Source organism: Streptomyces sp. JL2001 (assembly GCF_050917515.1).
In the GTDB taxonomy this organism is placed as follows: Bacteria; Actinomycetota; Actinomycetes; order Streptomycetales; family Streptomycetaceae; genus Streptomyces.
Window position 1 is genome coordinate 3,626,634 of the sequence record NZ_CP169421.1, and the last position, 18,740, is coordinate 3,645,373.

Sequence of the window (18,740 nt, forward strand, 5' to 3'; positions counted from 1 at the left end):
GGCCGGTACGGCCCTGCGGCCGTACCGGCCGAGACGTGCCGGGGCGGTGGTGCGGGGTCAGTTGTGCCTGATGAGGGACTCCACCAGCCCCGGGCGGGTGTTCGGGAAGTCCATCGGGACGATGCCGAGCCCCTTCCAGCCGGCGCCCTCCGCGCTGTCGACGAAGCCGTGGACCTGCGGGTTGAGACGGTCGGAGTTCCAGCGGGGCGGGAGCAGGGCGGCCGTGGAGACGTAGTTGACGTACAGCTTGCCGGGCTGTGTGGCCGCCTTGCGGAAGTGGGCCTGGATCTTGGGGTACTTGGCGAACGGCTCGGCCATGTAGTCGTCCTGGATGTCGAAGAGCGCGCCGTCGCCGTACCGGACGCCGGGCAGCCCGCCGTTGTCGGCGAGCAGGACGACCCGGCCGCGGGACTCGCCCAGGGTGGGCAGGCCGGCCCCGATCCGGAACAGGGAGCGCCAGCCGCGGTTGTCCAGGTAGTCGTCGAAGACGGCGCGGAAGGTGGCGTCGGAGTCCTCGGAGTACTCCTGCTTGACCCGCATGAGGACGGTCTCGGAGGGGTGGGCGGCGAGGAAGTCGCGGCAGGCGACCAGGACGTCGCCGAACATCAGGTTCTGGTAGTACGCGGCGTGGTGGATGGCGAACGAGCCGCCGGTGACCCGGCAGCGGACGTCCAGGAAGCGGATGCCGCTGTTCAACTGATCGGCGATGGAGGTGTTCTGGCAGGCGACCCACGGCCCGCCGTATCGGGCACCGGAGTCGTGGGTGCCGGGGATGGTGAGCTTCTGGAGCGGGGTGGGGTCGCCGTGGCCGGCCATCCAGTCCTGCGTCGTGAGCACCCGGGTCCGCGCGTGCGCGGGCGGGGCCCCGATGAGAACGGTGGCGGTGGTCGCCGCGGCTCCCGCGAGAAAGCTTCGTCGGTCCATGGCACGGGATTATGTCGGGGACGCGTCAAGAATCCCAGAGTGTGGGACGCCCGGGGTGGGCCGGCCGCCGCCGGGCCCGGACACGCGGAAGGGGGCGGTGCCCGCCGCAGCGGACACCGCCCCCTCCCGGAGGGCCCGAAGGCTTACTGCACGACCGTGATCCGGTCCGACGCCGGCACCGCAAGCGGGGACGTCGGCGAGGAGTGGGCCGCCAGGTAGGCGTTGAACAGGTCCAGGTCGGACGCGCCGACCAGCTTGTTCGTGCCCGCCGCGAGGGCCGGGAAGCCGTCGCCGCCGCCCGCCAGGAACTCGTTCATCGCGACGCGGTAGGTCTTCGCCGGGTCGATCGCCTCACCGTTCAGCTTGACCGAGCCGTCGACGACGCGGTCCGCGCCCGTCTTGGTCAGGTCCAGCGTGTAGGTGAGCCCCTTCGAGACCTGGAGGATCTTGATCGAGGCCGCGTTGGAACCGCTGACCTGCTGCTTCAGCGCGGCCAGCAGGTTCGCGCCGGACAGGTCGACGACGTTCATCATGTTGGTGAACGGCTGCACGGTGAACGACTCGCCGTAGGTCACGACGCCGTCGCCCTCGGCGCCGGACGCCTTGTAGACCAGGTCCGAGCGGATGCCGCCCGGGTTCATCAGGGCCAGCTGCGCGCCGCCCTTGTCCGCCGGGGCCAGGCCCTCCAGCTGCGCGTCGGCGATCACGTCGCCGAGCGGCTTCTCGTAGGCCGCCGAGCCGCGGCCGTTGATGTCGGCGGCGATGTAGCCCTGCGGCCGGTTCGCGATCGGGGCGGCCAGCGTGCGCCAGTCCTCGATCAGCTTCGTCATGTCGGCGGCCTTCGGGACGTCACGCGTCACGACGTGGTTGGCCGAGTCGACCGACGCGCGGACGATGTCCCGGGTGCGGCGGTCGTAGGTGAGCGTGGTGTCCGTGTACAGCTTGCCGTACGAGGACGCCGAGGTGACCAGGCGCGGCTTGCCGGCCGGGTCCGGGATGGTGCACACGTACGCCTGGTGCGTGTGGCCCGTGACCAGCGCGTCGACCTGCGGGTTCACGTTCTTGGCGATCTCGGTGATCGGGCCGGAGATGCCGTCGCCCGGGCCGGGGCTGTCGCAGTCGTAGTTGTACGAGGAGGACGCCGGGGCCCCGCCCTCGTGGACCAGGGCGACGATGGACTTGACGCCCCGCCGCTCCAGGACCTTCGTGTACTTGTTGATCGTCTCGACCTCGTCGCCGAACTTCAGGCCCTTGACGCCCTCGGCGGTGACGATGTTCGGGGTGCCCTCCAGGGTCACGCCGATGAAGCCGATCCGGACGCCGTCCTTCTCCCAGATGAAGTACGGGTCGAGCAGCGGCTTGCCCGTCTTCTCCTTCGTCACGTTCGCGGCGAGGTACGGGAAGTCGGCGCCCTCGAACTTCTCGCCCGGCACGAAACAGCCGGCCGTCGGGTGACAGCCGCCGTTCTGCATGCGGGCGAGCTCCTGGGCGCCCTCGTCGAACTCGTGGTTGCCGACCGAGGTGACGTCGAGGTCCAGCTTGTTCAGCGCGTTGATCGTCGGCTCGTCGTGGAAGAGCCCGGAGAGCAGCGGGGAGGCGCCGATCAGGTCACCGGCCGCGGCCGTGACGGAGTAACGGTTCCCCTCGCGCGCCTGGCGCAGGTGGGTGGCCAGGTACTCGACGCCGCCAGCGTCGATCTTCTCGGTGGTGCCGTCCTCCTTGACCCGCGTGACCTGGCCGGAGGAACCGGCCGGCGCCTCCAGGTTGCCGTGCAGGTCGTTGAAGGAGAGGAGCTGGACGTCGACCGTCCGGCCCCAGCCGTGCCCGCCGTGGCCCTGCGCCGACTGCGCCGCACCGGCCGGCATCGCGGCGACGAGCGCGCCGACGGTGGCAAGTCCCGCACCGGCGACGAGGATCCGCCGCCCCGCCCTGTTCTTCCTCGGTGTCGCTGACATCTTTCCCCTTGTCCCCATACGACTACCTGCTCTGCCCGCGCAGCCTAGAGTCAACGCGCGTAGCGCAACAGGGGGTAACGGGTTACAAGAGGGTTGCCGTCGCCTTTCCCGCGGCTTGGCGCACCGCCGCCGTAGGCTCGTACCCATGACTTCTGACGCGGCCCCGGCCCTCGAACCCGGACGCCAGATCCACACCCTCGACGAGCTCTCCCCCGAGCAGGTCCAGGACGTCCTCGACCTGCTGGCGTCCGCCGACCGCGCCGACGGCATGCACGCCGTGTCCGAGCAGGGCCGGCTGTACCTGCGCCACGGACGGCGCGAGGGCATCCGCCACTTCCTCCTCACCGTCGGCCACCAGCTCTACGGCTACGCCCAACTGGAGGACACCGACCCGGTGGAGGCGCCGGCCGCCGAGCTGGTCGTGCACCCCTCGCACCGCGGCCGCGGGCACGGGCGGGCGCTCGGCTCGGCCCTGCTCGCCGCCTCGGGCAAGCGGCTGCGGGTGTGGGCGCACGGCGGGAAGTCGGCGGCCCGGCATCTCGCGCAGGTCCTCGGCCTCACCCTGTTCCGGGAACTGCGTCAGCTGCGGCGGCCCTTGGCCCCGCTCGACATCCCGGAGCCGGTGCTGCCCGAGGGCGTCACCGTCCGCACCTTCGTCCCCGGGCAGGACGACGCCGCCTGGCTCGCCGTCAACGCGGCGGCCTTCGCCCACCACCCCGAGCAGGGCTCGCTGACCCAGCGCGATCTGGACGACCGCATGGCCGAGCCCTGGTTCGACCCGAAGGGCTTCTTCCTCGCGGAGAAGGAGGGGCGCCTGATCGGCTTCCACTGGACGAAGGTGCACGCCGAGGAGCAGCTCGGCGAGGTCTACGTGGTCGGCATCCTGCCGGACGCCCAGGGCGGCGGCCTCGGCAAGGCGCTCACCGCGATCGGGCTGCGGCACCTGGCGGCGCAGACGCTGCCGACGGCGATGCTGTACGTGGACGCGGACAACACCGCCGCCGTGACGGTGTACGAGCGGCTGGGGTTCACCACGCACGAGGTGGACCTGATGTACCGCACGGAGTCCTGACAGCCGGGCCGCAGACCGGCGCGCGAAGTCCTTCCGAGCAGGGGGCGGTTGACACCGCCCCCTCTCTTCCACCACCCTTTCACTACTTGATTAGTGAAAGGGTGGTGGAAGGAACGTGCTCGAGTACCGGATCGACCGGCGCAGCGGAGTCGCCACCTACCTCCAGATCGTCCAGCAGACGAAACAGGCCCTGCGCATGGGCCTGCTGGAACCCGGCGACCGGCTGCCCACCGCACGCGAGGTCGTCGAGGCGACGGCCATCAACCCGAACACGGTCCTCAAGGCCTACCGCGAACTCGAACGCGAAGGCCTCGTCGAAGCCCGCCGCGGACTGGGCACCTTCGTCCGCACCACGCTCGGGGCCACCCCGGCGGACTCGCCCCTGCGCGCCGAGCTCGCCGACTGGGCGCGCCGGGCCCGCGCCGAAGGCGTCGACCGGGACGACGTGGCCGCGCTGTTCACATCCGTACTGAACGAATTCTTCGAGGGGGACGCATGACAGAGGACACCGCGCTGAGGGCGGAGGGCCTCGGCATACGGTACGGAGGGCGGGCCCGCCGCTGGGCCCTGCGGAAGTGCGACTTCGCCCTCCCCACGGGCCGGATCTGCGCCCTGGTCGGCCCCAACGGCGCCGGCAAGTCCACCCTCCTCACCCTCGCCGCCGGCCTCCTCCGCCCCACCGAGGGCAAGCTCCACGGACCGGCCCGCGAACGGCTGGCGTACGTCGCCCAGGACAAGCCGCTCCACCCCCGCCTCACCGTCGCCGACACCCTGCGGATGGGCCGCGAGCTCAACCCCGGCCGCTGGAACGACGCCGCGGCCCGGCGGGTCGTCGCGGACGAACTCGATCCCCGCACCGTCGTGAACGACCTCTCGGGCGGTCAGCGCACCCGCGTCGCCCTCGCGCTCGCCCTCGGCAAGCGCCCCGAACTGCTCCTGCTCGACGAGCCGATGGCCGACCTCGACCCGCTCGCCCGGCACCAGCTGATGGGCCTCCTCATGGCCGACGCGGCCGAGCACGGCACCACCGTCGTCATGTCCTCGCACATCCTCACCGAGCTCGAGGGCTCCTGCGACCACCTCCTGCTGCTCGCCGACGGCCGGATCCGCCTCGACGGCGACGTCGACGACCTGCTCGCGGCGCACACCCTGCTCACCGGCCCCGTCGGCGACCTCGCACCGCACACGGTGATCGACACCCGCACGACGGGCCGCCAGCTCACCGCCCTGATCCGCCACGAGGGCCCCGTCGAAGGCCCCTGGGAGGTCACACGGCCCTCCCTGGAGGACCTGCTCCTCGCCCATCTCCGCGCCACCGGGCCCCAGGCCCCGCAGCAGGAAGGCATCCTCGCGTGAGCACGCTCGCCCTCAAGGGCACCTACTGGGTGACGGTCCGCCAGTACCGGCGCACCCTGTGGACCGCCGGCGCCCTCGCCGCCCTCTCCCTCGCCGTGATCGGCGGGCTGCGGATCTGGTCCGGGCAGATCCCCGACCGGCGGCTCCAGGACGGCACCTGGGCCCCGGCCGACGAGAGCCGCGGCTACGAGATGCTGCGCCTGGCCATGGAGTACGCGGGCACCGGCCTGATCCTCCTGCCGCTCCTCGCTGGCGCCTTCGTGGCCGGCCCCCTCGTCGCCCGCGAGTTCGAGTCCGGCACGTACCGCCTCGGCCTCACCCAGTCGGTCACCCCGACGGCCTGGCTGCGCGCCAAGCTCCTCACCGCCGGCGGCGCCGCCCTCGCGATCACCGTCGTCCTCCTGGGCGTCTACCGGATCGGCTGGACCCGGGTCGCCGGCAGCTACCAGCTCTCCTGGGGCGACCGCGGACCGTACGAGGCCACCGGCATCGTGCTCGTCGCCTACGTCCTCGCCGCCGTCGCCGTCGGCACCCTCGTCGGCCAGCTGATCCGCCGCACCGTCCTCGCGATGGCCGCCACCGGCCTCGTCATGGGCCTGGTCATGTTCGTCCTCGGCAGCCTCCGCTGGAGCTTCGTCGCCGTCGAGACGGTGACGGGGCCGGTCAGGCGGGGCGGGGCCCCGATCGACGTCCCCGACAACGGGATCATGACGGACCTGGGCATGCTCAACCGCGACGGGGAACGCGTCGAGGGATGGAGCTGCGTCGACGGGGCGTCCCCGGAGACGTGCGGAGCACCGACGGACGTCGTCGGCCAGTACGTGGACTACCACCCCGAGTCCCACTTCTGGCCCACCCAGCTGATCGAGACCGGCATCCTCCTCGCCCTGGCCGCCCTCGCCCTCCTCGCCGCCTTCCGCCTCCTGCGCGCCCGGCTTCCGTAGGGGGCGTCAGGGGGCGTCCTGGAGGACGACCCCCGGGCCGCGCCACCGGAACGAGGGGCCCCGACACGGGGGTGCGGGGCCCCTGCGACCGGGGGGCGGGGCCCTCAGCGGCCCCGCCCCCGATCGGCCCCCGATTCCCGCACGACACGTCCTCGTTACCGGGCATTCAGACGCGCTTGCGACGCTCACGCAATGAAGCCCGCCGTGCCCGCGCCCCGCAAGGCCCTCCCCAAAGGGAGGCTTCCCTCCACCACGGCCCGCTCCGACGCGCCCGACCGCCCTTTCGCGCGGAAGAATAGGGCCATGAGCCAGCAGCCCGCCGAGGTACCGGTCCAGTCCTCCGCCACGTCGCCCGCCTCGCCCTCCGCGCAGAACGGCCGAACGTCCCCGCAGCCGTCCATCGGTTCCATAGCCGCGCACCGCCCCCACACGGTCAACGCGGGCCCCGTGTCGGACCTCGAACCCGACCTGGACTCCGACCTCGACGCGTACGAGGACGACGACTCCGCCGGCGAGCTTCCCCAGGGACGGTTCCTCGACCGCGAACGCAGTTGGCTCGCGTTCAACGAACGCGTTCTCGAACTCGCCGAGGACCCCACCACGCCGCTGCTCGAACGAGCGAACTTCCTGGCGATCTTCGCGTCGAACCTCGACGAGTTCTTCATGGTCCGCGTCGCCGGCCTCAAGCGCCGCATCGCCACCGGCGTCGCCACCCGCTCCGCCTCCGGCCTGCAGCCCCGCGAGGTGCTCGACCTGATCTGGACCCGCTCGCGCGAGCTCATGGCCCGGCACGCCGCCTGCTACCAGCAGGACGTCGCCCCGGCCCTCGCCGACGAGGGCATCCACCTCATCCGCTGGCCCGAGCTCACCGAGAAGGAACAGGCGCGCCTCTTCACCCTGTTCCGCCAGCAGATCTTCCCGGTCCTCACCCCGCTGGCCGTCGACCCCGCGCACCCGTTCCCGTACATCTCCGGGCTCTCGCTCAACCTCGCCGTCGTCGTCCGCAACCCGGTCAGCGGCCACCGCCACTTCGCCCGCGTCAAGGTGCCGCCGCTCCTCACCCGCTTCCTGGAGGCCTCCCCGGAGCGCTACGTCCCGCTGGAGGACGTCATCGCCGCCCACCTGGAGGAGCTCTTCCCCGGCATGGAGGTGCTGGCCCACCACATGTTCCGGGTCACCCGGAACGAGGACCTGGAGGTCGAGGAGGACGACGCCGAGAACCTGCTCCAAGCCCTGGAGAAGGAACTCCTGCGCCGCCGCTTCGGCCCGCCGGTCCGCCTGGAGGTCGAGGAGTCCATCGACCCGTACGTGCTCGACCTCCTCGTCCGCGAGCTGAAGATCTCCGACGCCGAGGTCTATCCGCTGCCCGGCCCGCTCGACCTCACCGGACTCTTCGGGATCGCGGGCCTGGACCGGCCCGAGCTGAAGTACCCGAAGTTCATCGCCGGCACCCACCGGGACCTCGCCGAGGTCGAGTCGGCGTCCGCGCCCGACATCTTCATGGCGCTGCGCGAGCGGGACGTGCTGCTGCACCACCCTTACGACTCCTTCTCCACCTCCGTCCAGGCGTTCCTGGAGCAGGCCGCCGCCGACCCGGACGTCCTCGCCATCAAGCAGACGCTCTACCGGACCTCCGGCAAGTCCCCGATCGTCGACGCGCTCATCGACGCCGCCGAGGCGGGCAAGCAGGTCCTCGTCCTGGTCGAGATCAAGGCCCGCTTCGACGAGCAGGCCAACATCAAGTGGGCCCGCAAGCTGGAGGAGGCCGGCTGCCACGTCGTCTACGGCCTCGTCGGACTCAAGACGCACTGCAAGCTCTCCCTCGTCGTCCGCCAGGAGGGCGAGCTGCTGCGCCGCTACTCCCACGTCGGCACCGGCAACTACCACCCCAAGACCGCCCGGCTCTACGAGGACCTCGGCCTGCTCACCGCCGACCCGCAGGTCGGCGCCGACCTCTCCGACCTGTTCAACCGGCTCTCCGGCTACTCCCGGCGCGAGACCTACCGCCGCCTCCTCACCGCCCCCAAGTCCCTGCGGGACGGCCTGGTCGCCCGGATCAACAAGGAGGTCGCCCACCACCGCGCCGGGCGCCCCGCCTACGTCCGGATCAAGGTCAACTCGATGGTCGACGAAGCCGTCATCGACGCCTGCTACCGCGCCGCGCAGGCCGGCGTCCCGGTCGACATCTGGGTCCGCGGCATCTGCGCGGTACGGCCCGGGGTCGCCGGCCTCTCCGAGAACATCCGGGTCCGCTCCGTCCTCGGCCGCTTCCTGGAGCACTCCCGGGTCTTCGCCTTCGGCAACGGCGGCGAGCCCGAGGTCTGGCTCGGCAGCGCCGACATGATGCACCGCAACCTGGACCGGCGGATCGAGGCCCTCGTCCGGGTCTCCGACCCGGCCCACCGGGCGGCCCTGACCCGGCTCCTGGAGACCGGGATGTCCGACACCACCTCCTCCTGGCACCTGGGCCCGGACGGGAACTGGACGCGTCACGCGACCGACCCGGAGGGCCAGCCGCTGCGGCACGTCCAGGAGATGCTCATCGACGCGCGGAGGCGCCGGCGTGCACAACCCTGACCACGACGTCCCCGCCGGAACGACGGCGGGCGACGTCCTCACCCCCTACCTGCGGGCCCGGGCCGGCGACTTCCTCCGCGGCCTGCGCCTGCACGCGGAGAGCGGCGCCGACACGGCCGGCTCCGAGGAGGCGGCCCGGGCCCTGAGAGGCGCCGCGCGCCGCATCGGCGGGACCCTGCACACCTTCCGGCCGCTGCTCGACACCGCCTGGGCGGACCAGCTCCGCACCGAGCTGACCTGGCTCTCCGGGACGCTCGCCCTGGAGCACGCCTGCACCTCCCGGCTGGTCCGGCTGGTGGACGCACTGTCCCGCCTGTCGAACGGCGGCGGGCCGGTGCCCGCCGCCCGGGGCACCGACCGGGCCGGCCTCACCGTGGGCGCGGCCCGGGCGGGCGCCCTCCTGGAGCGCCAGCTGACCCTGGCCCGCACCCGCGCCCACTCGGCCGCGCTCCAGTCCCTCGGCTCCTCCCGCTTCCACGCCCTCGCGGACACGGTCGCCCTGCTCGCTTCCGAGGTGCCGCTGGGCCCCGCCGGTTCCGCCCCCGCCGTCGAGGTCCTCGACCCGCCCGCCGAGACCGTCGAGCGCCGGCTCCTGGACTCCGTGGCCGGCCTACCGCTGGCCCGGGCGGCCCACCCGTACAACGCCGACGCGCTCGCCCTGGCGGCCGGCGAGGCCCAGGACGCCCCCTGGCACCAGACCCGGGTGCTGCTCCGGCTCCACCGCTACGCCTCCGAGGTCCTCCACCGCGGCACCGCGCCCGACCCCTCGCTCTACGAGGCCGGACGCGCCCTGGACCGGCACCGCGACGCCTCCGAGGCGGCGTCCGCGGCGGCCACCGCGGCCCGCACCCCGCGGATCGCCCCGGCGACCGCGTACGCCCTGGGTGTCCTGCACGCCGACCAGCGCCACGAGGTCGAGGCGGCCCGCTTCGCCTTCCAGCGCGCCTGGCAGAGGGCGACGGCGGCGGTCCCGTGATCCTCGCGGCCGGCTGCGTCCTGTGGCGCCGGGCCCCGGAGGACCGGGGCCCGGGCATCGAGATCGCCCTGGTCCACCGGCCGAAGTACGACGACTGGTCGCTGCCCAAGGGCAAGCTGAAGCACGACGAGACCCTGCGCGCGTGCGCGGTGCGCGAGGTCCGGGAGGAGACGGGCCAGGAGTGCGTCCTGGGTGCCCGCCTCCCGACGAGCCGCTACCTCGCGAACGGCCGGCCGAAGGAGGTCTCCTACTGGTCGGCCGAGGCCGTCGGCGGCACCTTCGTCCCCAGCGACGAGGTCGACCGGCTGCTGTGGCTCGCCCCCGCACAGGCCCGCGGCCGCCTCACCCAGCCGCGGGACCGCGAACTGCTCGACGCCCTCCTGGACACCACGGCCCTGCCCTGACGGCCCCGGCGCGGGGCACCCGCGCCCTCCCCCACCTCCCGCCGGGACACCCCACGCCCACCGCGCGCCCTCCCGCCGGGGCCCCCTGCCTCCCGCGCCCCTCCCGTCGGCAGCACGCGCGCCCGGCCCGCGCGTCCCCCGCGCCCCGGGCATGCGCGGCCTCCGCACCGCCCCTGACCGCGCCCCCGCCGCACGCCCCGCCGTGTCGCACCCGGCCTTCCGGCACGGTTCACTTTCCGTTCACTCTCCCCCGTCGGCCGCTTCACCTGATCTGCCTAATTTCGGCCGTACAAGGTGCACAGGCACGGCAACGCACCACAACCCCGACACGCGCCGCCGTACAACGTTCAGGACATCAAGGTCCGCGGCAGGCGGCTTCTGGAAGGAACACCCGAAAGTGAAGCTTTCGCGCAAGAACGGGCTTCGCGCCACCGCGATCGGTGCCCTCGCCGTCTCCGGCGCCCTGGTCCTCACGGCGTGTGGTTCGGACAACAACAGCGGCACCACCCCGAACGGCGACAAGACCTCCGCCGCCGCCTCGAACATCAAGTGCGAAGGTGCCAAGGGTCAGCTGCTCGCCGCCGGTTCCAGCGCGCAGAAGAACGCCATGGACCTGTGGGTCAAGAACTTCCAGGCGGCCTGCTCCGGCGTCGAGGTCAACTACCAGGCCATCGGCTCCGGCGGCGGCATCACCAAGTTCAACCAGGGCCAGGTCGCCCTCGCCGGCTCCGACTCCGCCCTTAAGGACGAAGAGGTCGCCGAGTCGCAGAAGATCTGCAAGGGCGGCAAGGGCGTCAACCTGCCCATGGTCGGCGGCCCCATCGCCATCGGCTACAAGCTGAACGGCGTGGACAACCTCGTCCTCGACGCCTCCACGATCGCCAAGATCTTCGACACGAAGATCACGAAGTGGAACGACGAGGCGATCGCCAAGCTCAACCCGGGCGTCAAGCTGCCCGACACCACCATCCAGGCCTTCCACCGCTCCGACGAGTCGGGCACCACCCAGAACCTGGGCAAGTACCTCTCGACCGCCGCCGCCGCCGACTGGAAGTACGACCCGAAGTCGAAGTCGTGGCCGGCCCCCGGTGGCCAGGCCGCCAACGGCTCCTCAGGTGTCGCCACCGCGGTCAAGGACGCCGAGGGCTCCATCGGCTACTTCGAGCTCTCCTACGCCGCCGCCAACAAGATCTCCACGGTCAAGGTCAACACCGGTGCCGCCGCCCCGGTCGAGGCCACCACGGAGAACGCCTCCAAGGCCATCGCCGCCGCCAAGGTCAAGGGCACCGGCAGCGACCTGGCCCTGTCCCTGGACTACGCCACCAAGGCCGACGGCGCCTACCCGCTGATCCTCGTCACCTACGAGATCGCCTGCGACAAGGGCAACAAGGCCGAGACCCTGGCGACCCTGAAGGCCTTCCTCAACTACACCGCCAGCGAGGAGGGCCAGAAGGTCCTCTCCGACGCCGGCTACGCCCCGCTCCCGGCCGAGATCGCGGCCAAGGTCCGCACGATCGTCCCCACCCTGTCCTGATCCCCGGCCGGGTCCGGCCCGTCACGCGCCACCGACGGGCCGGCCCCGGCATCCGGTGCACCGCCGCCAGGTGCCGGTACGTCCGTACCGGCCCCGCAGACCGGAGAGACCGATGGTTACGACGACCACACCACCCATACGAAAGAGCCGGCGCGCCAGGAGCGCGACCCGCCCCGGAGACCGGATCTTCCTCGGTCTCTCCCGCGGATCCGGCATCACCCTGCTGGTGATCATGGCCGCGATCGCGGTCTTCCTCACCTACCGCGCCGTCCTCGCGATCTCCGAGGACTCCACGAACTTCCTCACCACCTCCGAGTGGAACCCGGCCGGCCGGCCGCCCGTCTTCGGCATCGCCGTCCTCGCCTTCGGCACGGTCGTCTCGTCGGTCATCGCGATGCTCATCGCCGTACCGGTCGCGATCGGCATCGCGCTGTTCATCTCGCACTACGCGCCGCGCAGGCTGGCCAAGCCGCTCGCGTACGTGGTCGACCTGCTCGCCGCCGTGCCCAGCATCATCTACGGCCTGTGGGGCGCGATCTTCCTCGTCCCCTACCTCGGCGGCCTGAACCAGTGGCTCGACGACTACCTGGGCTGGACGTACATCTTCGACAAGTCCAGCGACGGCGTCGCCCGCAACCTCTTCACCGTGGGCATCCTGCTGGCGATCATGATCCTGCCGATCATCACCAACGTGACCCGTGAGGTCTTCCTCCAGGTCCCGAAGATGCACGAAGAGGCCGCCCTCGCCCTCGGCGCCACCCGCTGGGAGGTCATCCGCATGTCGGTCCTCCCCTTCGGCCGCTCGGGCATCATCTCCGCCTCGATGCTGGGCCTGGGCCGCGCGCTCGGCGAGACCATGGCCGTCGCCGTCGTGCTCTCCCCCAGCTTCGTCATCTCCGGCCACCTGCTCGACCCGGGTGGCGGCACCTTCGCCCAGAACATCGCGGCGAAGTTCAACGAGGCCGACGAGTTCGGCCGGGACGCCCTGATCGCCTCCGGCCTGGTCCTCTTCGCCATCACCCTGCTGGTCAACGGCGCCGCCCGGTGGATCATCGCGCGCCGCAAGGAGTACTCGGGGGCAGCCGCATGAGCCAGCACGCCATACAGGACCGTCCGCCGGTGACCACCACCCCCGTGCGGCACGACCCGCTCAAGCACGCCCGCGTCCCGCGCTGGACGCCCGCCGCGACCGCCGTCGGCTCGATCGCCGCCGCCGTCGGCATCGGACTCGCCGCCGGCTGGCACAGCCGCGTCCAGTGGGGCCTCGTCGCCGCCCTGCTCTTCGTCCTCGCCACCTACGCGATCACCGCACGGGTCGAGGGCAGCCGCCAGGCCAAGGACCGCGTCGCGACCAGCCTCGTCTGGGTCTGCTTCGTCCTCGCCGTCATCCCGCTGCTCTCCCTGGCCTGGGTCACCATCAGCAAGGGCCTGGAAGTCCTCGACGGCTACTTCCTCTCCCACTCGATGAACGGCGTCCTCGACGCCGAGGCCGGCGGAGGCGTCTACCACGCGCTCCTCGGCACCATCGAGCAGGTCGGCATCGCCACCCTGATCGCCGCGCCGATCGGCCTGCTCACCGCGGTCTACCTCGTCGAGTACGGCGGCGGGAAGCTCGCCCAGGCCGTCACCTTCTTCGTCGACGTGATGACCGGCATCCCCTCGATCGTCGCGGGCCTGTTCATCCTCGCCACCTGGAATCTGATGCTGGGCTTCGGGCCCTCCGGATTCGCCGGCGCGATGGCCCTCGCCATCCTGATGATGCCGGTCGTGGTCCGCTCCACCGAGGAGATGCTCAAGCTCGTCCCCAACGAGCTCCGCGAGGCCTCCCTCGCCCTCGGCATCCCGAAGTGGCGCACGATCCTGAAGGTGGTCCTGCCCACCGCGATCGGCGGCATCACCACGGGCGTCATGCTCGCGGTCGCCCGCATCACCGGTGAGACGGCCCCCGTGCTGCTCCTCGTGTTCGGTACGAAGCTCATCAACCCGAACCCCTTCGAAGGCGCCCAGTCCTCCCTGCCGCTCTACGTGTACGAGCAGTACGCGGTCGGCACCGACGCCGCCGTGGCCCGCGCCTGGGCCGCCGCGCTCGTCCTGATCGCCTTCGTCATGATCCTCAACCTGGTGGCCCGCGGCATCGCCCGCTGGAAGGCCCCGAAGACCGGCCGCTGACCGCGGTCACCTCTGGAAGTGAATTGATATGGCCAAGCGAATCGACGTCAGCGGCCTCTCCGCCTACTACGGCGCCCACAAGGCGATCGACGACATCTCCATGACCGTCGAGCCCCGCTCGGTGACGGCCTTCATCGGCCCCTCCGGCTGCGGCAAGTCCACCTTCCTGCGCACCCTGAACCGCATGCACGAGGTCACCCCCGGCGGCCGCGTCGAGGGCAAGGTGATGCTGGACGACGAGAACCTGTACGGCTCCCACGTCGACCCCGTCGCCGTGCGCCGCACCGTCGGCATGGTCTTCCAGCGCCCCAACCCCTTCCCCACCATGTCGATCTTCGACAACGTGGCGGCGGGCCTGCGGCTCAACGGCAAGTACCGGAAGTCCCAGCTCAGCGACATCGTCGAGCGCTCCCTCAAGGGCGCCAACCTCTGGAACGAGGTCAAGGACCGGCTGAACAAGCCCGGCTCGGGCCTCTCCGGCGGCCAGCAGCAGCGTCTGTGCATCGCCCGCGCCATCGCGGTCGAGCCCGACGTCCTGCTGATGGACGAGCCCTGCTCCGCCCTCGACCCGATCTCCACCCTCGCCATCGAGGACCTGATCGGCGAGCTCAAGGAGCGCTTCACGATCGTCATCGTGACGCACAACATGCAGCAGGCGGCACGCGTCTCCGACCGTACGGCCTTCTTCAACCTGGCGGCCGTGGGCCAGCCGGGCAAGCTCATCGAGCTGGACGACACCGAGCGCATCTTCTCCAACCCGAGCGTCCAGGCCACCGAGGACTACATCTCGGGCCGCTTCGGATAGGCCGCTCCCCCAGGACCGTCCTGCGGTGCTGCATGGCGGTGCCACCGCACGACGAAGGGCCCGGCTCCCCCACAGGGGAGCCGGGCCCGTTTGCGTCGTACCGCGACCGCGGTGCCCTGCCGAAGAGCGGCGTCCAGGTCCTGTCCGGGCAGGACCCAGGTCCTGTCCGGGCGGGACCTAGCCGAAGATCAGCGCCACCACGTAGTAGCTCGCCGCCGCCACCAGCGCGGCGGCCGGCATCGTGATGAACCAGCCGAGGACGATGTTCTTCGCGACACCCCAGCGCACCGCGTTCACGCGCTTCGTCGCACCGACACCCATGATCGCCGAGGTGATGACGTGCGTCGTCGAGATCGGCGCGTGGAAGAGGAACGCCGAGCCGAACATGATCGACGCGCCCGTCGTCTCCGCCGCGAAACCCTGCGGCGGGTCCAGCTCGATGATCTTCCGGCCGAGCGTCCGCATGATCCGCCAGCCACCCGCGTACGTTCCCAGCGAGAGCATCACGGCACACGCGATCTTGACCCACACCGGGATGTCGTCGCCCGACTGCTGCACGTCGGCGATGACCAGGGCCATCACCACGATGCCCATCGTCTTCTGCGCGTCCTGCAGACCGTGACCGAGCGCCATGCCGGCCGCCGACACCGTCTGGGCGATACGGAAGCCGCGCTTCGCCTTGTGCGGGTTCGCCTTGCGGAACATCCACATGATCGCGCACATGACCAGGTAGCCGACCACGAGGCCGACCACCGGCGAGACGAACATCGGGATGACGACCTTGTCGAGCACACCCGACCAGATCACCTCCGTGCCACCCGCCAGCGCCGCGCCCACCATGCCGCCGAACAGGGCGTGGGAGGACGAGGACGGCAGACCGAAGTACCAGGTGACCAGGTTCCAGATGATCGCGCCCACGAGAGCGGCGAAGAGGATGCCCATCCCCTTGTCGCCGGTGGGCGTCTCGATCAGACCCTCACTGACGGTCTTGGCGACCCCGCTGCCCATGAAGGCACCGGCGAGGTTCATCACCGCCGCCATCGCCAGCGCCGCCCGCGGGGTCAGCGCCCGCGTGGAGACCGAGGTCGCGATGGCGTTGGCCGAGTCGTGGAAGCCGTTCGTATACGTGAAGCCGAGCGCGACACCGATGGTCACGATCAGCGCAAAGGTGTCCACGAAGCCTCAGGACTCCTTGACCGCGATGGTCTCCACGGTGTTCGCCACGTGCTCGAAGGCGTCGGCCGCCTCCTCCAGCACATCCACGATCTGCTTGAGCTTCAGCACCTCGATGGCGTCGTACTTGCCGTTGAAGAGGTGGGCGAGCAGCTTGCGGTGGATCTGGTCGGCCTGGTTCTCGAGCCGGTTGACCTCGATCCAGTACTCCGTGAGGTTGGCCATCGTCCGCAGGTTCGGCATGGCCTCGGCGGTCAGCTCCGCGGCGCGGGCCAGCACCTCGATCTGCTGCTCGACGCCCTTCGGAAGCTCCTCCACGTTGTAGAGGACGACCAGGTCGACGGCCTCCTCCATGAAGTCCATGATGTCGTCGAGGGACGACGCGAGGTTGTAGATGTCCTCGCGGTCGAACGGCGTGATGAAGGAGGAGTTCAGCTGGTGGAAGATGGCGTGGGTCGCGTCGTCACCGGCGTGTTCCGCTGCCCGCATCCGCTCCGCGATCTCGGCCCGGGCGGAGGTGTCCGCTCCGAGCAGTTCCATCAGGAGCTTCGAGCCCGTGACGATGTTGTCCGCGGACGCGGCGAACATGTCGTAGAAGCTCGTCTCCCTGGGGGTCAGACGAAATCGCACGTGGGGTCCTCGGGGTGCTGGGTTTCGGTCAGGCTGATGCTAGGCGCATCATCCGGCCACGGCTAACCGGCGTCCCTTCAGTGTCGCCCATCAGGCACAGTGATCTGCACGGGCCCCCGCCCGGACCGGCGGGGATCGGTACCATATACCCACGAGGGGTATAACTACCCTTTCTGGACAACGGGAGGACGCGATGACGACCACCGAGGCGGCCGAGGTCACCCCCGAGACCGCCGAGCCGACGGACCACGACCACGGCGTGCACGGCTACCACAAGCAGAAGGACGAGCACCTCAAGCGGCTGCGCCGGATCGAGGGCCAGATCCGCGGCCTGCAGCGGATGGTCGACGAGGACGTCTACTGCATCGACATACTCACCCAGGTCTCCGCGTCCACCAAGGCCCTGCAGTCCTTCGCCCTCCAGCTCCTGGAGGAACACCTGCGCCACTGCGTGGCCGACGCGGCCCTCAAGGGCGGCGACGAGATCGAGGCGAAGGTCGAGGAGGCCACCAAGGCCATCGCCCGGATGCTCCGCACCTGACCCGCGGACCCCGGCGGGAGACCCGAAGGACCGGGACCGGAGGATCGCGCGCCTGGCCGGAACCAGACGCCGGACCGACCCGGCCCGGTCCGGTCAGCACTCCCCGTCGACCCCGCCGGCCGGGCCGCCCGCGACCCTCAGCACCTCGTCGATCCGGTCCGGACTCAGGCGCTCGCCCTCGGCGGCCGACGCCGCGATGATCAGCTCGCCGCACAGCTCGATCTCGGCGAGGGCGACGCACTCCTGGTCAAGGGGCACGATCGCGGTACTGGGCGGGGCCACGCGCTTCACCTCTTCCTGCCGGCGTCGGTCTCCCAGCGTAGGGAGCGCGCCACGTACCGCGCATGACACGTCCGGACCATTTGCCCGTGGCCCGGGGCCCCCTCCCGGCCGCCCGACACCGCGCCGGACCCCGCCGCCGGGGCCCCGCCCGGGCCCGGCCCCGGCAGAACGGCGGCCCCTTACCGACCGGACCTACGCCTGGATCTTCCCTGCGTAGATGTCCTTCCGCTCCGGGAGCTTCACGACGACCGGCGTACCGAAGCCGTACAGCAGCGTCGTCGAGGCGACGGCGACCGTACGCTCCTGGTTGGTGAAGCTGAACTGGTGCCGCACCTTCCGGAGCCGGCCCTCGGAGTCCAGGTACGCGTCGAAGGGCACGGTGTCCGTGGCGAACCCTTTCGCCGCCGCGGTCAGCGCACCCTTCATCTGCGGCGAGGCGACCCGGGCGGCCGCCGCGATGTCCGCGACCCCGCGGTAGTGGCCGACCTTCACCCCCGCCAGCTCCACCTCGCCGACGTACGTCACCCGCTGCGCGCCGCGCAGCAGCTCGGCGGCGGCGGCCGGATCGGTGGCCCCGCCCGTGACGAGGTTGCCGTCGTCGAGCGCGGTGGTGTCCACCCGGACCCACTTGTCCGCGGGGACCCCCGCACCGCGGTTCTTCATGTAGAGCGCGCCCGGGGCCAGCAGTTCGGTGATCGGCCGGTGCTCGCTGGTGCCCGCGGCGTCCTTCGGCAGGACGACCTGGAGCCGGCCGGTCCGCTGCCGGAAGTCGTAGCCGCCCTCGCCCCGGATCGTCACCCGGGTCCCACCGGTCGCCATCTCCATCGACGTGCTCGCCCGGGAGGTCCCCTCCCGCGCCAGCACCTCTGCCGCCGCCCGCACCGTCGCCATCGGGTCCCCGGCCGGCTTCGCGTCCTCGGAAGCGGAACAGCCTCCGGTGGCCGCGCCCGCGACCAGAGTCGCCGCGACGGCCCACGCGCCGCCTCCGCGTCCGTACAGCCGCCCGTACCGCTCCGCCATCGCCTGCCAACCCCCAACGCCGTGACGCCGATTGCCCGGGACGCGCCCTCCTCTGGCCCCGAAGGCCTGGTGAGAACCCATCCGGATAACGACGGCCCCGGCCCCCCGTCACGCGCAGTACGGTGGACACGTGCATGAGCAGGCCCCCCACGAGACGACCACCACGGAACGCGGCTCGTTCGCGACAGCCCGGTGCAGCTGCGGATGGAGGGGCCCGGCACGCCGCTCGCGCGAGCGGGCCCGCACGGACGCGGCGGCCCACGCCACCGCGCCGGACGGCGTACCGGCGGACGGCACCCCCTGACGACGGAGCCCCACACCCGCCGGGCGGGGAGGGGCTCCAAGGGATGTCTCGTCGATCACACCGGACCGGGCGGG

At 71.4% G+C, this 18,740-nt stretch carries 19 protein-coding genes; 13 read left to right on the plus strand and 6 right to left on the minus strand.

The window, feature by feature from the left end:
* Nucleotides 1-57 precede the first annotated feature (57 nt).
* Together ACE1OA_RS16070 and ACE1OA_RS16075 are read right to left on the minus strand one after the other, a co-directional pair.
* The gene (locus tag ACE1OA_RS16070; RefSeq protein WP_356607235.1) at nt 58-924 is read right to left on the minus strand and encodes a phosphatidylinositol-specific phospholipase C; all 867 of its coding nucleotides are present in this window, start codon (nt 922-924) and stop codon (nt 58-60) included.
* Nucleotides 925-1,067: 143 nt separating this feature from the next.
* Nucleotides 1,068-2,879 carry a bifunctional metallophosphatase/5'-nucleotidase gene (locus ACE1OA_RS16075; protein ID WP_384870238.1) on the minus strand — a complete coding sequence of 604 codons (1,812 nt, stop codon included), beginning with the start codon at nt 2,877-2,879 and terminating at the stop codon, nt 1,068-1,070.
* 145 nt (nt 2,880-3,024) lie between these two features.
* On the opposite strand from ACE1OA_RS16075, the gene mshD reads away from it, so the two are divergent.
* From mshD to pstB, 11 genes are all read left to right on the plus strand, one after another.
* Entirely contained in the window at nt 3,025-3,951 is a 927-nt protein-coding gene (gene mshD / locus ACE1OA_RS16080; RefSeq protein ID WP_356607239.1) for a mycothiol synthase, read from the plus strand.
* Nucleotides 3,952-4,066: 115 nt separating this feature from the next.
* Complete coding sequence (locus ACE1OA_RS16085) at nt 4,067-4,450, plus strand: GntR family transcriptional regulator (protein WP_356607241.1); 384 nt, start codon at nt 4,067-4,069, stop codon at nt 4,448-4,450.
* Nucleotides 4,447-5,307: an ABC transporter ATP-binding protein gene (locus tag ACE1OA_RS16090; RefSeq protein ID WP_356607243.1), complete on the plus strand. Its 861-nt coding sequence runs from the start codon at nt 4,447-4,449 to the stop codon at nt 5,305-5,307. The genes ACE1OA_RS16085 and ACE1OA_RS16090 overlap by 4 nt, the downstream gene beginning before the upstream one ends.
* Nucleotides 5,304-6,251 carry an ABC transporter permease gene (locus tag ACE1OA_RS16095; protein WP_386542809.1) on the plus strand — a complete coding sequence of 316 codons (948 nt, stop codon included), beginning with the start codon at nt 5,304-5,306 and terminating at the stop codon, nt 6,249-6,251. Before ACE1OA_RS16090 ends, ACE1OA_RS16095 begins: the two co-directional genes overlap by 4 nt.
* Before the next feature lie 303 nt (nt 6,252-6,554).
* A complete protein-coding gene (locus ACE1OA_RS16100; protein ID WP_356607247.1) occupies nt 6,555-8,828 on the plus strand; it encodes an RNA degradosome polyphosphate kinase in 2,274 nt (757 codons plus the stop codon).
* Nucleotides 8,815-9,804 (plus strand): CHAD domain-containing protein, encoded by a 990-nt coding sequence (locus ACE1OA_RS16105; protein ID WP_356607249.1) that lies wholly within the window; start codon nt 8,815-8,817, stop codon nt 9,802-9,804. The genes ACE1OA_RS16100 and ACE1OA_RS16105 overlap by 14 nt, the downstream gene beginning before the upstream one ends.
* Entirely contained in the window at nt 9,801-10,208 is a 408-nt protein-coding gene (locus tag ACE1OA_RS16110) for an NUDIX hydrolase (protein ID WP_356607251.1), read from the plus strand. The genes ACE1OA_RS16105 and ACE1OA_RS16110 overlap by 4 nt, the downstream gene beginning before the upstream one ends.
* A 397-nt stretch (nt 10,209-10,605) precedes the next feature.
* Complete coding sequence (pstS, locus tag ACE1OA_RS16115; protein WP_356607253.1) at nt 10,606-11,742, plus strand: phosphate ABC transporter substrate-binding protein PstS; 1,137 nt, start codon at nt 10,606-10,608, stop codon at nt 11,740-11,742.
* A gap of 112 nt (nt 11,743-11,854) precedes the next feature.
* Nucleotides 11,855-12,832 (plus strand): phosphate ABC transporter permease subunit PstC, encoded by a 978-nt coding sequence (pstC, locus tag ACE1OA_RS16120; RefSeq protein WP_356607255.1) that lies wholly within the window; start codon nt 11,855-11,857, stop codon nt 12,830-12,832.
* Nucleotides 12,829-13,911, plus strand: a complete 1,083-nt coding sequence (gene pstA, locus ACE1OA_RS16125; RefSeq protein WP_356607257.1) for a phosphate ABC transporter permease PstA — start codon at nt 12,829-12,831, stop codon at nt 13,909-13,911. Before pstC ends, pstA begins: the two co-directional genes overlap by 4 nt.
* 28 nt (nt 13,912-13,939) lie before the next feature.
* Complete coding sequence (pstB, locus tag ACE1OA_RS16130) at nt 13,940-14,716, plus strand: phosphate ABC transporter ATP-binding protein PstB (protein ID WP_147978624.1); 777 nt, start codon at nt 13,940-13,942, stop codon at nt 14,714-14,716.
* A 177-nt stretch (nt 14,717-14,893) separates the two neighbouring features.
* Here pstB and ACE1OA_RS16135 read toward each other — a convergent pair whose 3' ends face one another.
* Together ACE1OA_RS16135 and ACE1OA_RS16140 are read right to left on the minus strand one after the other, a co-directional pair.
* Nucleotides 14,894-15,892 (minus strand): inorganic phosphate transporter, encoded by a 999-nt coding sequence (locus tag ACE1OA_RS16135; protein WP_356607261.1) that lies wholly within the window; start codon nt 15,890-15,892, stop codon nt 14,894-14,896.
* Nucleotides 15,893-15,898: 6 nt separating this feature from the next.
* On the minus strand, nt 15,899-16,519 hold the full coding sequence (locus ACE1OA_RS16140) for a DUF47 domain-containing protein (protein ID WP_147978626.1): 621 nt from the start codon (nt 16,517-16,519) through the stop codon (nt 15,899-15,901).
* 193 nt (nt 16,520-16,712) lie between these two features.
* Between ACE1OA_RS16140 and ACE1OA_RS16145 the strand changes: the two genes are divergently transcribed.
* Nucleotides 16,713-17,060, plus strand: coding sequence for a metal-sensitive transcriptional regulator (locus ACE1OA_RS16145; protein WP_356607263.1), 348 nt, complete (start codon nt 16,713-16,715; stop codon nt 17,058-17,060).
* Nucleotides 17,061-17,153: 93 nt separating this feature from the next.
* Here the strand turns inward: ACE1OA_RS16145 and ACE1OA_RS16150 are convergent, their stop codons facing one another.
* Together ACE1OA_RS16150 and ACE1OA_RS16155 are read right to left on the minus strand one after the other, a co-directional pair.
* Entirely contained in the window at nt 17,154-17,342 is a 189-nt protein-coding gene (locus ACE1OA_RS16150) for a hypothetical protein (RefSeq protein WP_384870229.1), read from the minus strand.
* Nucleotides 17,343-17,534: 192 nt separating this feature from the next.
* A complete protein-coding gene (locus tag ACE1OA_RS16155) occupies nt 17,535-18,362 on the minus strand; it encodes a hypothetical protein (RefSeq protein ID WP_356607267.1) in 828 nt (275 codons plus the stop codon).
* Between the two features lie 130 nt (nt 18,363-18,492).
* Here ACE1OA_RS16155 and ACE1OA_RS16160 point away from each other — a divergent pair, with 130 nt between their 5' ends.
* Nucleotides 18,493-18,666: a hypothetical protein gene (locus tag ACE1OA_RS16160; RefSeq protein ID WP_356607269.1), complete on the plus strand. Its 174-nt coding sequence runs from the start codon at nt 18,493-18,495 to the stop codon at nt 18,664-18,666.
* Nucleotides 18,667-18,740 lie beyond the last annotated feature (74 nt).

Coding starts and splice junctions, on each gene's coding strand:
- ACE1OA_RS16070 (WP_356607235.1), bottom strand. CDS start 924: ATGGACCGACGAAGCTTTCTCGCGGGAGCCGCGGCGACCACCGCCACC.
- ACE1OA_RS16075 (WP_384870238.1), bottom strand. CDS start 2,879: ATGTCAGCGACACCGAGGAAGAACAGGGCGGGGCGGCGGATCCTCGTC.
- mshD (WP_356607239.1), top strand. CDS start 3,025: ATGACTTCTGACGCGGCCCCGGCCCTCGAACCCGGACGCCAGATCCAC.
- ACE1OA_RS16090 (WP_356607243.1), top strand. CDS start 4,447: ATGACAGAGGACACCGCGCTGAGGGCGGAGGGCCTCGGCATACGGTAC.
- ACE1OA_RS16100 (WP_356607247.1), top strand. CDS start 6,555: ATGAGCCAGCAGCCCGCCGAGGTACCGGTCCAGTCCTCCGCCACGTCG.
- pstC (WP_356607255.1), top strand. CDS start 11,855: ATGGTTACGACGACCACACCACCCATACGAAAGAGCCGGCGCGCCAGG.
- pstA (WP_356607257.1), top strand. CDS start 12,829: ATGAGCCAGCACGCCATACAGGACCGTCCGCCGGTGACCACCACCCCC.
- pstB (WP_147978624.1), top strand. CDS start 13,940: ATGGCCAAGCGAATCGACGTCAGCGGCCTCTCCGCCTACTACGGCGCC.
- ACE1OA_RS16145 (WP_356607263.1), top strand. CDS start 16,713: ATGACGACCACCGAGGCGGCCGAGGTCACCCCCGAGACCGCCGAGCCG.
- ACE1OA_RS16155 (WP_356607267.1), bottom strand. CDS start 18,362: ATGGCGGAGCGGTACGGGCGGCTGTACGGACGCGGAGGCGGCGCGTGG.